This window comes from Rhizobacter sp. P2_H2 (genome assembly GCF_056403375.1).
This window is the reverse complement of record NZ_JBFUFP010000068.1, coordinates 1-12517: the sequence shown is the minus strand read 5'-3', so window position 1 is coordinate 12517 and position 12517 is coordinate 1. Positions and strand designations below refer to the sequence as shown.

Below are 12517 nucleotides of genomic sequence, written 5' to 3'. Positions count from 1 at the left end.
GTCAGCCTGCTGCCGGTGCACCAGGCGATCGACGAGGAACGCCTGGTGCGCATGGGGCTGCGCAACTACTGGGGCTACAACACCATCGGCTTCTTCTGCCCGAGCCCTGCGCTCGCATCGCCGGGCGCCTCGGCGCGCGACGAGTTCCGCGCGATGGTCAGGCGGCTGCATGCGGCCGGCATCGAGGTGATCCTCGACGTGGTCTACAACCACAGCGCCGAGACCGACGAGCTCGGGCCCACGATCCACTTCCGCGGCCTCGACAACGCCGCGTACTACCGGCTGCGGCCCGACAACCCCGCGCTGTACGTCAATGACACCGGCACCGGCAACACGCTGAACCTGGGCCATCCGCGCGTGCTGCAGCTGGTGATGGATTCGCTGCGCTTCTGGGTCGGCGAGATGCACGTCGACGGCTTCCGCTTCGACCTCGCGCCGGTGCTCGGCCGCAGCCGGATCACCGGCGGCGGCTTCGACGCCGACGCCGCGTTCTTCCACGCGATCGCGCAGGATCCGCTGCTGTCCACCGTGAAGCTGATCGCCGAACCGTGGGACATCGGCTTCGGCGGCTACCAGCTCGGCCAGTTCCCAACCGGCTGGGCCGAATGGAACGACCGCTTCCGCGACACGGTGCGCAGCTTCTGGCTGCGCGGCGAGACCACGCGCGGTGACCTGGCGCAGCGGCTGTGCGCCTCGTCGGACCTGTTCCAGGTGCATGGTCGGGCGCCGGCCGACTCGGTCAACTTCATCGTCGCGCACGACGGCTTCACGCTGGCCGACCTGGTCAGTCACGAGCGCAAGCACAACGAGGCGAACGGTGAAGGCAACCGCGACGGGCACGACCACAACCACAGCTGGAACGCCGGCGTCGAGGGCCCGAGCGACGACCCGGTGGTGCGGGCCTTGCGCGGCCGGCTGCAGCGCGCGCTGCTGGCCACGCTGCTGCTGTCGCAGGGCACGCCGATGCTGTGCGCCGGCGACGAACTCGGGCATTCGCAGGGCGGCAACAACAACGCCTACTGCCAGGACAACGCGACCAGCTGGATCGACTGGTCGCGTGCCGATGAAGCGCTGATCGCGTTCACCGCGCAGGTGCTGGCACTGCGCCGCGCGCACCGGCCGCTGGCCGACCGCTGGTACAGCGGCGTCGCCGATGCGCAGGGCCGCGTCGACCTCGGCTGGCTGCAGGCCGATGGCACGCCGCTCGCGGGCGAGGACTGGGGCGATCCGGCGCAGCGGGTGCTCGGTGCCCGCATCGGCGCACCGGGGCAGCCCGGCGAGGCCCTGCTGCTGATGATGAACGCCGGCGACACCGACCTGCCGTTCGCGCTGCCACCCGGCCGCTGGCGGGTGCTGCTCGACACGGCGGCCGTGTCGCCGCAGCAGCCGATGGTGCACACTCCGCTGGCGCTGGCGGCACACAGCCTCGTGCTGCTGGTCTTTGCCACCGTGACCCAGGGACAGCCACCATGAGATTCCCCCGCGCCAGCGGCGTGCTGCTGCACCCCACCTCGCTGCCAGGCCCGCACGGCAGCGGCGATTTCGGGCCGGCCGCGTACCACTTCGTCGACTGGCTCGCGACGGCGCGGCAGCGGCTGTGGCAGATGCTGCCGCTGGGCGGCATCGGCCCGGGCAACTCGCCCTACATGAGCAGCTCGGCCTTTGCCGGCAACGTGCTGCTGATCGACCTGGCCGAGCTCGGCCGGCACGGCTGGCTGACCGCCGACGAGCTGCTGCCGCCCGACGGCATCGAGGCGCACCGGCTGAACTTCGCGGCCGTCTGGCCCTACCGCATGGACCGGCTGGCGCGCGCCGCACGGCGCTTCGCGGCCACCGTCACGCCGCAGCAGGCGCACGAGCTGCAGGCCTTCTGCACCGAACACGCGAGCTGGATCGACGACTACGCGCTCTTCATGGCGCTGGCCGACCACCACGACTGGGCGCCGTGGTGCGACTGGGGTGCCGGCCTCGCGCAGCGCGAGCCGGCCGCGCTCGCGGCGGCGCGCCTGCAGCATGCCGAACGCATCGCGTTCTGGAAGTTCTGCCAGTGGCAGTTCTTCGTGCAATGGGAGCGCCTGAAAGACCACGCGACCAGCCGCGGCGTGCAGGTGATCGGCGATGCGCCGATCTTCATCGCCTACCAGAGCGCCGAGGTGTGGGCGCGGCAGGACCTGTTCGAACTCGATGCGACGGGGCAGCCGACGGTGGTGGCCGGCGTGCCGCCGGACTTCTTCAGCGAGACCGGCCAGCGCTGGGGCAACCCGCTGTACCGCTGGAGCGCGCATGCGGCCGAGGGCTATGCGTGGTGGGTGGAGCGCATCCGCCGCACCTTCGAGCTGGTCGACATCGTGCGCATCGACCACTTCCGCGGCTTCGCGAGCTACTGGGAGATCCCGGCCAGCGAAGAGACCGCGATCCGCGGCCACTGGCGGCCGGGGCCGGGCGAGGCCTTGTTCGATGCCATCGCCGAGGCACTGGGCACGCTGCCGATCATCGCGGAGGACCTGGGCGTCGTGACGCCGGACGTCGAGGCGCTGCGCCGCAAGTTCTCGCTGCCCGGCATGCGCATCCTGCACTTCGCGTTCGGCGGCGACAGCGCCAACCCGTTCCTGCCGCACAACCACGAGGCCGACACCGTCGTCTACAGCGGCACGCACGACAACGACACCAGCCTCGGCTGGTGGGCCACCGCCACCGAGGCACAGCGGCGCCATGCGTCGGCCTACCTGCCGACCGACGGCGCCGACATCGCCTGGGACCTGATCCGCACCGCCTGCGCGTCGGTGGCCGATACCGCCGTGCACCCGATGCAGGACGTGCTGCGGCTGCCGGGCACCGACCGCATGAACTTCCCCGGCAAGCCCTCGGGCTACTGGGAATGGCGCTTCAGCTGGGACCAGGTGAAGCCGGTCCATGCGCACGAGCTGGCGCTGCTGACGCGGCTGTATGGGCGCGACGGGGTCGTGCCCGCCTGAGCCGGCGGTTCAGAGAAACCCCAGCTTCGTCGCGCTCCCGAAGTTCGCCAGGTTCGGCAGCACCGTGCGCAGCTGCGCATCGCTCGCGCCGAACCAGCCGAGCATCGTGGCCGCGTACTGGTCCACCGACGAGGTCGGGATCCAGCGGCCCTGCTGCTCCCAGGTGTCGACGCCGACATCGTTCGGCCCGCCGAGCGTGAGGTCGGGGTAGCTGCCGTAGCCGCGCCCGCCCTTCACCGCGCCGCCCACCACGAGGTGGTGATTGCCCCAGGCGTGATCGGTGCCCATGCTGTTGTTCGGCACGAAGGTGCGGCCGAAATCGCTCTGCGTGAAGGCCGTCACCGATTCGCCCAGGCCCAGCGCCTTCATCGCGCGGTAGAACGCGCCCAGCGCATCGCCCAGCTCCTTCAGCAATTGCGCATGCTGGCCGTCGGCCGGGCTGCCGTCGACGGCCTGGTTGCCGTGCGTGTCGAACGCGCTCATCTGCGCGAAGAAGATCTGCCGGTTGCCCTGCACCGTCGCGTTGCCCGACACCAGCTTCGCGATCTGGTACAGCTGGCGGCCGAGGCCGGTGCCGATCTTGCCGCCCGAGATCAGCGGTGCGAAGGCGGTGTCGATCGCGGCGGTGGCCCCGGCGCCGCCCGGCACGATCTTCACCAGGCCCGAGAGCCGGTCCGACACGCTGAAGGCGTCGCGTTGGATCGCCGTGTAGGCATTGGCCAGCGCGAGCTCTTGCTGCTGCTGGTACATCGCATCGATGGCCGCCTTGCGCTCGGCCTTCCACGCGACCTTCAGGTCTTCGGGCTGCATCTCGTAGGCGCCGAAGGTGTCGCCCGGCGTGTTCGGCAGCACCAGCGGCGTGTGCGTGCGCGAGATGCCGAAGCGCGGCGTGCCGCTCAGCGAGATCACCGGATTCACGGTGGCCAGCGCGTCCGAGGCGCGGCCGCCCCAGCCGGTGGGCTCGAGCGAATCGCCGGTGCCGTTCTCCCACAGGTACTGCTGGTCGGAGTGCGAGTACAGCGAATCGGGCAGCACGCCGACGCTGGACGACGCGGCGCGGAACTCGGCCTTGGTCAGCGGCTTGATCAGCGGGCCGACGTTGAACACCGGCGCGATGTGGCCGTCGTCGGCCGCGGCCTGCAGGCCGGCCAGCGCCGGGTGCAGCCCGTAGGTCATGCCGGCCAGCGGCACCAGGCGGCTGCTGGGGATCGCCAGCTTGCCGCGCACGGCGGCGTACTGGTTGTAGCGCGCCGCATCGGTCGGCACGACGGTGTTCAGGCCGTCGTTGCCGCCGTACAGGAAGATGCACAGCAGCGCCTTGTAGTCGGCGGCATACGCGGGGCGCGCGCCCAGCAGGTTGCCCAGCGTGCCGGCGCCGAGTGCACCGGCCAGGCCCAGGCCCGAGCGCGCCAGCCAGCGCCGTCGGTTCATGAGGATCTTCGGGTCGTTCATGGCGGGCGTCCTAGCGTTGGATCTGGTAGTCGGGAGAGGCGTAGACCAGGTAGGCCGCGCGCTTGACGCGGCTGGTCTTCCAGTTGTTGCCGTCGGTGGCCTGCGTCCAGCGCTCGACGGCCTTCACCACCGAGGCGCGCGGCGTGGCCGGCAGCAACCGGCCGAGCGCCACCATCGAGATGCGGTCGACCAGCACGCCGGCATCGTCGGCCGAATCGGTGAACGACGCGAGGTTCACCTTGGTGCCGGTGGCGCCGGGGATCGATGCATCGACGCCGCTGCCGCCCCAGTCGATCAGGTACAGCAGGTAGTTCATGCGCGCGAGCGCGGTGTTGGCGTTGTGGATGCCGAAGGCCGAGCCGACCAGGCCGCCGGTGCCGGCCACCGGGTAGTCGGGCGGGTAGTCGCTGAAGATCGACGGCGGGTTGAAGACCCGCTGCTGCAGGTTGCCGCCCCAGTACCAGTTGAAGGGTTCGCCGTCGGTGGTGCCGTTCAGCCCGCGCAGCACGCCGGTGAACATCAGCACCGGCTCGCGCAGCTTGCCGCCCTGCGCGGGGACGCTGTCGCCGCGCGCCTCGGCATCCAGCAGCACGGCCGCCACCGTGGCCGCCAGGTCGCCGCGCGCGCCGCTGCCGAAGCTCGCGAACCTGCCGTTGTTGAAGGCGGTCGCCACGCGCGCGACATAGGCCGGCGACGGGTTGCTGCTGACCAGGTGCTGGATCAGCTGGCGGCCGATGAACGGGCCGATGTTCGGGTGCGCCATCACGCTGTCGAGCACCGACTCCAGCGCGGCCGGTGCCTTGTGGCCGGCGGCCAGGCCCACGCCCGAGAGCAGCGTGCGCGCCTGCGTGTCGTGGTACTTGTCGATCGGCACCATGTCGCCGTTGTAGTAGCGGCAATTGGCACCCGTCGGCCAGCAGCCGTTCGGGTGCTTGCCGCCCGGCGGATAGGTCCAGCCGGTCAGCGCATAGGCATAGGCGCGCACCGTCTCGTTGTTGTAGGTCGGCTGGCACTTGCCGCCCTTCAGGCTGCCGTCGAGGTTCAGCTCGCAGGTGCCGATGCTGAACAGCTGTAGCAGCTCGCGCGCGAAGTTCTCGTTCGGCGCGCCCTTGTCGTTGTTGGCGTTGTTCAGGAAGTCGCCCATCAGCGGCGACAGCGTGATCTTCTTCAGCAGGTCGCGGTAGTTGCCGAAGGCGCTGTCGAGCATCGCGTTGTAGTAGTTGCGAAAGCCGTAGGTGCCCAGCACCTCGGCGTTATTCAGCGGAAAGAGCTGCTGGAACGCGAAGGTGACACGCTGGCGCAGCTGGTCGGGCTGGCCGACGGCGTTGCGGTAGAAATCCCACATCAGCGGATCGGTCGAGATGTAGTCGCGGAAGCAGTTCGGCTCCATCGCCGGCGTGYAGAAGTCCGGCCGGTCGACGTACTGGTGGTACTCGCCACTGCCCTTGCCGCTGGTGTAGCGCGAGGTCTTCAGCGCGAGCTGCTCGGCGATCCAGGCGCTGGCGCCCTTCGCCTTGATCGTCGCGACCAGCGCTTCGGTCGGGCCGAAGGTGGCCTGGTCGGCCAGGCGCACGGCATCGCGGGCGGACATCGGGCCGGGGGCTGGTGCTGGGGCCGGAGCCGGCGACGGGCTGGGGGCGGGAGCGGGTGCCGGGGACGGGCTCGGCGAAGGGGCCGGAGCGGGTGCCGGGCTCGGGGATGGGGCAGGAGACGGGGCAGGAGCCGGTGCGGGGCTCGGTGCCGGAGCCGGCGGCGTTCCGCCCACCGGATCGCCAGAAGAGGAACCGTTTCCACTTTCGTTGCCGCCGCAAGCGGCGACGACGGCGGTGAACAGAATTGCAACCGCCAGTGAGCCGCGGCGCCGAGCTATCGGCAGCAGGAGGGAGTTGGTATCGGAAGTGTCGCTGGACATGGAAACGTCCTGTGGCAAGAGTGGCAATTCGCGYGAGTTCGCGACCTGTTCGTCAAGCTGCGGGATCGCAATCCCGCATCGACGAACGCTCACCCGGACATTGCAGGAAGGGTGCCCGCTGCGCGCCGTCACCCCCCCAAAAGAGCGACCGGCAACCGCGCGAACGGAGGATGGCGGCGCACGCCGATCCGCGCGATGCTGTGCACACCCTGCCCTCCACGGAGCCCGCCATGCAGTTCGCCCCCCGTTCTCCGGTGACGACCCGGATGCCCCTCGCCCGGCCGCACCGCATGCCGAAGGCACGCAGCTCGTACCCGACGCTGTCGCTGGTGCGCCTGGGGCGCAGCCCGCTGCAGAAGCTGGCTTGGATCTTCGGGTTCGGTCGCTAAGTCTGGGTCTTCGCTCTAGAGGACGAGCCCCATGTCGACCGAGTCGTAGTACACGCCGTCGAACCGCATCCCGTGGCGCTTGACGCTCTCGCGCGCAAAGCCCAGCCCTTCATACAACCGGATCGCGCGCTCGTTGTCGGCCCGCACTTCCAGTTCGATGCGGGTCATGCCCTGGGCAGTCGCCTTGGCCAGGCAGGCCGAAAGAAGCCGCCGCCCGAGTCCCTTGCCTCGATAGGCAGGCAGCACGCCCATGCCGACCGTCCCTCGATGGCTGACGGCCGCGGCCCAGGCGGGGAAGATGTCGCACCAACCGACGACGACCGACCCATCAACCGCCACGAACTGCGCTGCGTCCGCGGCAACGTTCTCACGGACGAAGGCCTCGACCCGTGCGAGCGGAAGCGCCTCGATCTGGGCAAGGTACTTCTTCTCGCGCGCCACGGCATCGAGGCAGGCGTGGAATCCGCTGGCGTGGGATTCCGTGATGGGAACAATGTCGACACTCGGCAAGACAGGCCCCCTGCAACGGCTGTGCAGAGGGCATCGTAGCCGGGCCGAGGAGATCAGTCCTTGAAGAACGACAGCAGGTCCGGATTGATCACGTCCGGGTGCGTCGTGCACATGCCGTGCGGCAGGCCCGGGTAGACCTTCAGCGTGCCCTTCTTCAGCAGCTTGATCGCGAGCAGCGCCGAATCGGCGATCGGCACGATCTGGTCGTCGTCACCGTGCATCACGAGCGTCGGCACGTCGATCTTCTTCAGGTCTTCGGTGAAATCGGTCTCGGAGAAGGCCTTCACGCAGTCGTGGTGGGCCTTGATGCCGCCGGCCATGCCCTGCAGCCACCAGTGCTGGCGGATGCCTTCGGAGACCTTCGCATCCGGGCGGTTGTAGCCGTAGAACGGCAGCGTGATGTCGCGGTAGAACTCGGCGCGGTTGCCGGCCACGCCGGCGCGGATGCCGTCGAACACCTCGATCGGCAGGCCTTGCGGGTTGCTCTCGCTCTTCAGCATCACCGGCGGCACCGCGCCGATCAGCACGGCCTTGGCCACGCGCTTGCTGCCGTGGCGGCCCAGGTAGCGCGCCACCTCGCCACCGCCGGTGGAATGGCCGACGTGGATGGCATGGCGCAGGTCCAGCGCCTCGGTCAGCGCGGCCAGGTCGTCGGCATAGTGGTCCATGTCGTTGCCGTCCCAGGTCTGGGTCGAGCGGCCGTGGCCCCGGCGGTCGTGGGCGATCACGCGGTAGCCCTTCGAGAGGAAGTACAGCATCTGCGTGTCCCAGTCGTCGGAACTCAACGGCCAGCCGTGCGAGAAGACGATCGGCTGGCCCGTGCCCCAGTCCTTGTAGAAGATCTGGACGCCGTCCTTGGTGGTGATGGTGCTGTTGCCTTTGGTGTGCGAAGTCATCGTGTTGTCCTTCCTGTGAGTGGAGTGCCGGCGGCCCGGGTCACGGCATCGTGATGCTCGGCGTCGGCGATCGATTGCAACACCGGCAGATGACAGTGGCAACGATTTCCCACAAGAGAGAGATGCACCGTCGCAGTGCACACAGGGTGGTGTCGTTCTCATGCGCGAGAAACGGCGCGCGAACGATTTCAGGTTCTAGAGTCGCCGGCCTCATCACAGGGAAACGCGAATGACTCAGCTGAAATTCGAGACGCTATGGCAGAACTACCCTCGATTCAATCCCTGCGTGGATCCGAGCACGGGCAGCCCACCTCCGGGCTTCGACAACCAGTGCGCGATGCGGGTCGGCCGAGCGCTTGAACTGTCGGGCGTGTCGTTCGCATCGTTTCGCGGCAAGCGCTGCCCGTTCGGGTCGCCGCAGGGCGGGTTGATTGCAGGGGCCCAGGAACTGGCAAACTGGCTCGGTCCTTCATGCTTCGCCGGTTGCCCCGTCTACGAATCCTCCACCGGGGGCGAGGTGTTCGAGAAGATCTCCGGTCGCAGCGGCATCATCTTCCTGGCCAACTACTGGCGGCGCCCCGGAGAATCCGGTACGACCCGGACCGGCGACCACATCGATCTTTGGAACGGCTCCCGCATGACCGAATATTCCAGCTGGCTGCGCGTTCACTTCGGGGTGTCGTGGGATGGCTACTGGTCAGACTACCGACTGGCATCGAGAACCTTGTTCTGGGCGATCGCATGAAGAGAATGTTGGTCTCCTTCGCCTCCGGACTGGCAGGCCTCGCACTCTGTCTGCTGGCCGTCAGGCTGTCCGACGCCACGCAGCTCGCTCCGCAATTCCCCGCCCCAGCCGGCGAGGAGGACTTCGCCGTTCGCGCCGGCTGGTTCTTCTTCGCGGTCTGCCCGGTCTTCTTCCTGATCGGCGCGTGGATCGGCAACCGATCGCACGGCAGTCCGCGGCGCTGGCTCGCAGYGTGGGCAGGCGCCGTCATCGGCACGCTGCTCGTCTTCGCATGCGTCCGGCTGCTACAGCCCGTGCTCGACACCTTGACCGAGAGCGGCACTGCCACGCATGCCACGCTAGGCTTCTTCGTGGCATGGGCCGTCGCCACCGCCCTCGGCGCGTGGCTCAGCGCAAGCCGAGCCGCGTCAGCTTCTTGATCAACCCCACGCGCGAGATCCCGAGCCGCCGCGCCGCCTCCGACTGGTTGCCGCCCACCGCCGTCATCGCGTCGCGCACCAGGCGCAGTTCCAGCTCCGTCAGCGCGGCGTCCAGCGGGCCGGCCGCATCGCCACCCGGCGGAATGTGCGAGGCGCTCGCCACCTCGGCCGGGTCGCCACTGGCCAGCCGCAGCAGGTCGGCATCGACCTCGCGCTGGTCCGGCAGCAGCAAGGCGCCGGCCGATTCGACCACCGCCTTCAGCTCGCGCACGTTGCCCGGCCACTCGCGCGCGGTGAGCCAGGCCAGCGCCCCGGCCGACAGCCCGGCGCGCGGCGCCACGCGGTGCAGGAAGCGCGTCGCAAGCACCGGCACGTCGGCCGGCMGTTCGGCCAGCGACGGCGTGCGCAGCACCACGCCCTTCAACCGGTAGAACAGGTCCTCGCGGAACGCGCCGTCGCGCACCATCGCCTCCAGCTCGCGGTGCGTGGCCGCCACGACGCGCGCCTCGGCCTTCTTCTGCACCCGCCCGCCCACCGGCACGAAGCTGCCCTCCTGCAGGAAGCGCAGCAGCTTCACCTGCATCGGCGGCGGCATCTCGCCAACCTCGTCGAGGAACAGCGTGCCGCCGTGCGCCGCCTCCACCAGCCCCGGCTGGTCGCGGTACGCGCCGGTGAAGCTGCCCTTCATGTGGCCGAACAGCTCGCTCTCCAGCAGCTCGGCCGACAAGGCACCGCAATGGATCGCGACGAACGGCCCGCTCGCCCGCGCACTGCAGGCATGCAGCGCCCGCGCCACCAGCTCCTTGCCGGTGCCGGTGGGCCCCAGCACCAGCACGCTGACGCCGGTCTGCGCGACGCGCCGCACCATCGCCCGCAATTGCGCGGTGGCCGGCGCCTGGCCCACCATGCCGAGGTCGTCGGTCGCCTGCGTGCTGCGCAGCGTGGCGATCTCGGCATCGAGCCGTGCCTTGCGCAGCGCCCGCGCAACGACGAAGCGCAGCATGTCGGGATCGATCGGCTTGGTGAGGAAGTCCCACGCCCCCAGCTCGGTGGCGCGCAGCGCGAGCTCGTGCTCGCCGTGGCCCGTCAGCACGATGACCGGCACGCCGGCGAAGCGCGGGATCAGCTCCAGGCCGATCTCGGGGTCCATGTGCGGCGGCATCGCGAGATCCAGCAGCACCAGCTCGGGCCGCTGCCGCGCGAAGGCCTCGAGCGCCTGCTCGCCGTCGCCTGCGAGCGTGACCTCGTGGCCCAGCCCGCGCAGGAAGGTGCCGCCGAGACGCTGGAACGCGGCCTCGTCGTCAACCAGCAGCACGCGCCCCGCCTCGGGCGCGGTGTCATCGGTATCGCTCATGTCGCCCTCGGAAATCTCAGTGTGAAACAGGTCCGCCACGGCGCCCGCTCGGTCAGCGCGACGCTGCCGCCGTGCGCGTTCATCACGCGCGCGACGATCGCGAGGCCGAGCCCGGTGCCGCCCGGGCTGCGCGACGCGAACGGCTCGAACAGCCGCTCGCGCACCTCGGCCGGCACGCCCGGCCCGTTGTCGCAGACGTGCAGCAGCAGCGCATCGGCCGTGGTCTCAGCATCGATGTGCACGCCGGCGCCGTCGTGCTGCGCATCCGCGGCCGCGGTGCGCGCGTTCTCGACCAGGTTGGTCAGTGCCTGGTCGATGCGCCGCGCATCGGCCTCGACGATCAGCTCGCGGTCCAGCCCCGGGCCGAGGCTCAGCGCCGGCAGGCGGCGCGCCGCGGTGCGCACGTGCGCGGCCAGGTCGATCGGCGCGGTCACGAGCTTCCAGGGCTTCGCGTAGTCGAGCAGGTCGCGCGTCAGGTGCGAGATGCGCGCGACCTGGTCAGCCACCTCGCGCCGCGTCTCGGCGGGTGCCAGGGCCACCGCCATCGAGATGATGTTCAACGGGTTGCGGATGTCGTGCGCGACGGTGGCCGCCAGCGAGCCCAGCTCGGCGAGGCGCGCCTGCAGCTGCCGCTCGCGCTCGCGCTCGGCGATCTGGCGCGCCTGCTCGACGCGGGCCGCCGCTTCGGCGACGACGCTGCCGAACAGCTCGGCCACCTGGCGCGGGCCGGGCGGCGCGGCCTCCCAGCCGTGCAGCGCGGTGGTCCAGCCTTCAGGGCCCGCCAGGCACACCAGCGAAGGCGCGGATGCAGGAGCCTCCGGCAGCTCGCCCACATGCACCTCCACGCGCGTGCCGATGCGCTGGCTCAGCAACGCCGCGGCGCGCTCGGCCAGCGCCTGCGGCGTCTCGGGCGATTGCAGCGCGAGCCGCCACGCGCCCAGGTCGGCCGCCGACACCTCGCCGCCCGGGTACACCAGCCGCTCGGCGAAACGCCGCACCGGCCCGTTCAGCGCGAGGCAGCTGGCCGCCACCGCGAGGCCACCGATCCAGCGCGACTCGATCGGCAGCAGCGGCGTCACCGCGACGATCGCCGCGCCCAGCGCCAGCAGCAGCGCCCACACCAGCGCGCGGCGCGCCCAGGCATTGGCGACGAACACGCCGTAGCGCAGGATGCCGTAGACGAGGATCAGCGGATAGAACGGCAGCCCGAGCAGCGGGAACGGGTACACCGGCCAGTCGAGCACCGCGATGCCGTAGCCGGTGAGGCACAGCATGCCCCACAGGCACGATGCGGTGACGGCGGCGATCTGGTTGAAATACTGGTTGAAACCGGGCCGGCGCGCGCGCATCAGCGTGTGCAGCAGCACCGAGACGCCGCCGATGCCGAGGATCACCCACGCCATGCTGGCGATCCAGCCGCTGAGGTTGGCGATGGCTATCCAGCCGATGTCGCGGTGCGCGACCAGGTGCCCGGGCACCAGGATCTCGGCCGCGATCGTCGACACCGCCCCCAGCGCATACGCGGCCGCGACGCCGGCACGGCCGATCTCGACGCGACAGAACACCACGCAGAAGTGGAAGAAGAACGACGAGGTGAGCGGCGCGGTCGCGAGCAAGGCCATCGCGAGGCGCTCGACGCCGGGGCCGAACCAGTTCGGCAGCTCGTTGCCGGTGATCCAGATCGCGATGCCGGTCAGGAAGGCGGCCAGCAAGCGCGCCCCCGCCACCCGGTCGGCCCACCACAGCAGCACGCCGGCCAGGGTCAKGGTCTCGAACAGCGCAAAGGCCAGGGTGGCGTGGATCAGCATGCAGTGGTGACCTGTCAACCAGGTTGACGACGAGGGGTTCGCGCACTGTATACGAAG

Annotated in this window: 11 protein-coding genes; 5 read left to right on the top strand and 6 right to left on the bottom strand. The window is 70.1% G+C overall.

The genetic code is table 11. From position 1 onward, the window contains the following. On the top strand, positions 1 to 1473 hold a 1473-nt coding region (glgX, locus tag AC1D15_RS06965), incomplete at its 5' end, for a glycogen debranching protein GlgX (protein ID WP_477825426.1). Further along, a complete protein-coding gene (malQ, locus tag AC1D15_RS06960; protein WP_477825425.1) occupies positions 1470 to 2975 on the top strand; it encodes a 4-alpha-glucanotransferase in 1506 nt (501 codons plus the stop codon). The genes glgX and malQ, both read left to right, overlap by 4 nt. A gap of 9 nt (positions 2976 to 2984) precedes the next feature. On the opposite strand, the gene AC1D15_RS06955 is transcribed toward malQ, so the two are convergent. Together AC1D15_RS06955 and AC1D15_RS06950 are read right to left on the bottom strand one after the other, a co-directional pair. Next, complete coding sequence (locus tag AC1D15_RS06955; protein ID WP_477825424.1) at positions 2985 to 4427, bottom strand: DUF1501 domain-containing protein; 1443 nt, start codon at positions 4425 to 4427, stop codon at positions 2985 to 2987. A gap of 10 nt (positions 4428 to 4437) precedes the next feature. Next, the gene (locus tag AC1D15_RS06950) at positions 4438 to 6018 is read right to left on the bottom strand and encodes a DUF1800 domain-containing protein (RefSeq protein ID WP_477825423.1); all 1581 of its coding nucleotides are present in this window, start codon (positions 6016 to 6018) and stop codon (positions 4438 to 4440) included. 551 nt (positions 6019 to 6569) lie between these two features. Here AC1D15_RS06950 and AC1D15_RS06945 point away from each other — a divergent pair. Further along, on the top strand, positions 6570 to 6728 hold the full coding sequence (locus tag AC1D15_RS06945) for a hypothetical protein (RefSeq protein ID WP_477825422.1): 159 nt from the start codon (positions 6570 to 6572) through the stop codon (positions 6726 to 6728). Between the two features lie 15 nt (positions 6729 to 6743). Here the strand turns inward: AC1D15_RS06945 and AC1D15_RS06940 are convergent, their stop codons facing one another. Together AC1D15_RS06940 and AC1D15_RS06935 are read right to left on the bottom strand one after the other, a co-directional pair. Further along, entirely contained in the window at positions 6744 to 7238 is a 495-nt protein-coding gene (locus AC1D15_RS06940) for a GNAT family N-acetyltransferase (RefSeq protein WP_047502149.1), read from the bottom strand. A gap of 53 nt (positions 7239 to 7291) precedes the next feature. Then, a complete protein-coding gene (locus AC1D15_RS06935; protein ID WP_477825421.1) occupies positions 7292 to 8134 on the bottom strand; it encodes an alpha/beta fold hydrolase in 843 nt (280 codons plus the stop codon). Between the two features lie 229 nt (positions 8135 to 8363). Between AC1D15_RS06935 and AC1D15_RS06930 the strand changes: the two genes are divergently transcribed. Further along, a complete protein-coding gene (locus AC1D15_RS06930; protein ID WP_477825420.1) occupies positions 8364 to 8879 on the top strand; it encodes a T6SS effector amidase Tae4 family protein in 516 nt (171 codons plus the stop codon). Between the two features lie 8 nt (positions 8880 to 8887). Further along, entirely contained in the window at positions 8888 to 9298 is a 411-nt protein-coding gene (locus AC1D15_RS06925) for a hypothetical protein (RefSeq protein ID WP_477825419.1), read from the top strand. Here the strand turns inward: AC1D15_RS06925 and AC1D15_RS06920 are convergent. Next, on the bottom strand, positions 9267 to 10652 hold the full coding sequence (locus AC1D15_RS06920; protein WP_477825418.1) for a sigma-54-dependent transcriptional regulator: 1386 nt from the start codon (positions 10650 to 10652) through the stop codon (positions 9267 to 9269). The two genes, AC1D15_RS06925 and AC1D15_RS06920, sit on opposite strands and share 32 nt — an antisense overlap. After that, positions 10649 to 12460, bottom strand: a complete 1812-nt coding sequence (locus AC1D15_RS06915) for a sensor histidine kinase (RefSeq protein ID WP_477825417.1) — start codon at positions 12458 to 12460, stop codon at positions 10649 to 10651. Before AC1D15_RS06915 ends, AC1D15_RS06920 begins: the two co-directional genes overlap by 4 nt. Between the last annotated feature and the right edge of the window lie 57 nt (positions 12461 to 12517).

Bases quoted from the DNA above. Each gene is read 5' to 3' on its own strand.
- AC1D15_RS06955 (WP_477825424.1), bottom strand. From the start codon at position 4,427: ATGAACGACCCGAAGATCCTCATGAACCGACGGCGCTGGCTGGCGCGC.
- AC1D15_RS06930 (WP_477825420.1), top strand. From the start codon at position 8,364: ATGACTCAGCTGAAATTCGAGACGCTATGGCAGAACTACCCTCGATTC.
- malQ (WP_477825425.1), top strand. From the start codon at position 1,470: ATGAGATTCCCCCGCGCCAGCGGCGTGCTGCTGCACCCCACCTCGCTG.
- AC1D15_RS06945 (WP_477825422.1), top strand. From the start codon at position 6,570: ATGCAGTTCGCCCCCCGTTCTCCGGTGACGACCCGGATGCCCCTCGCC.
- AC1D15_RS06935 (WP_477825421.1), bottom strand. From the start codon at position 8,134: ATGACTTCGCACACCAAAGGCAACAGCACCATCACCACCAAGGACGGC.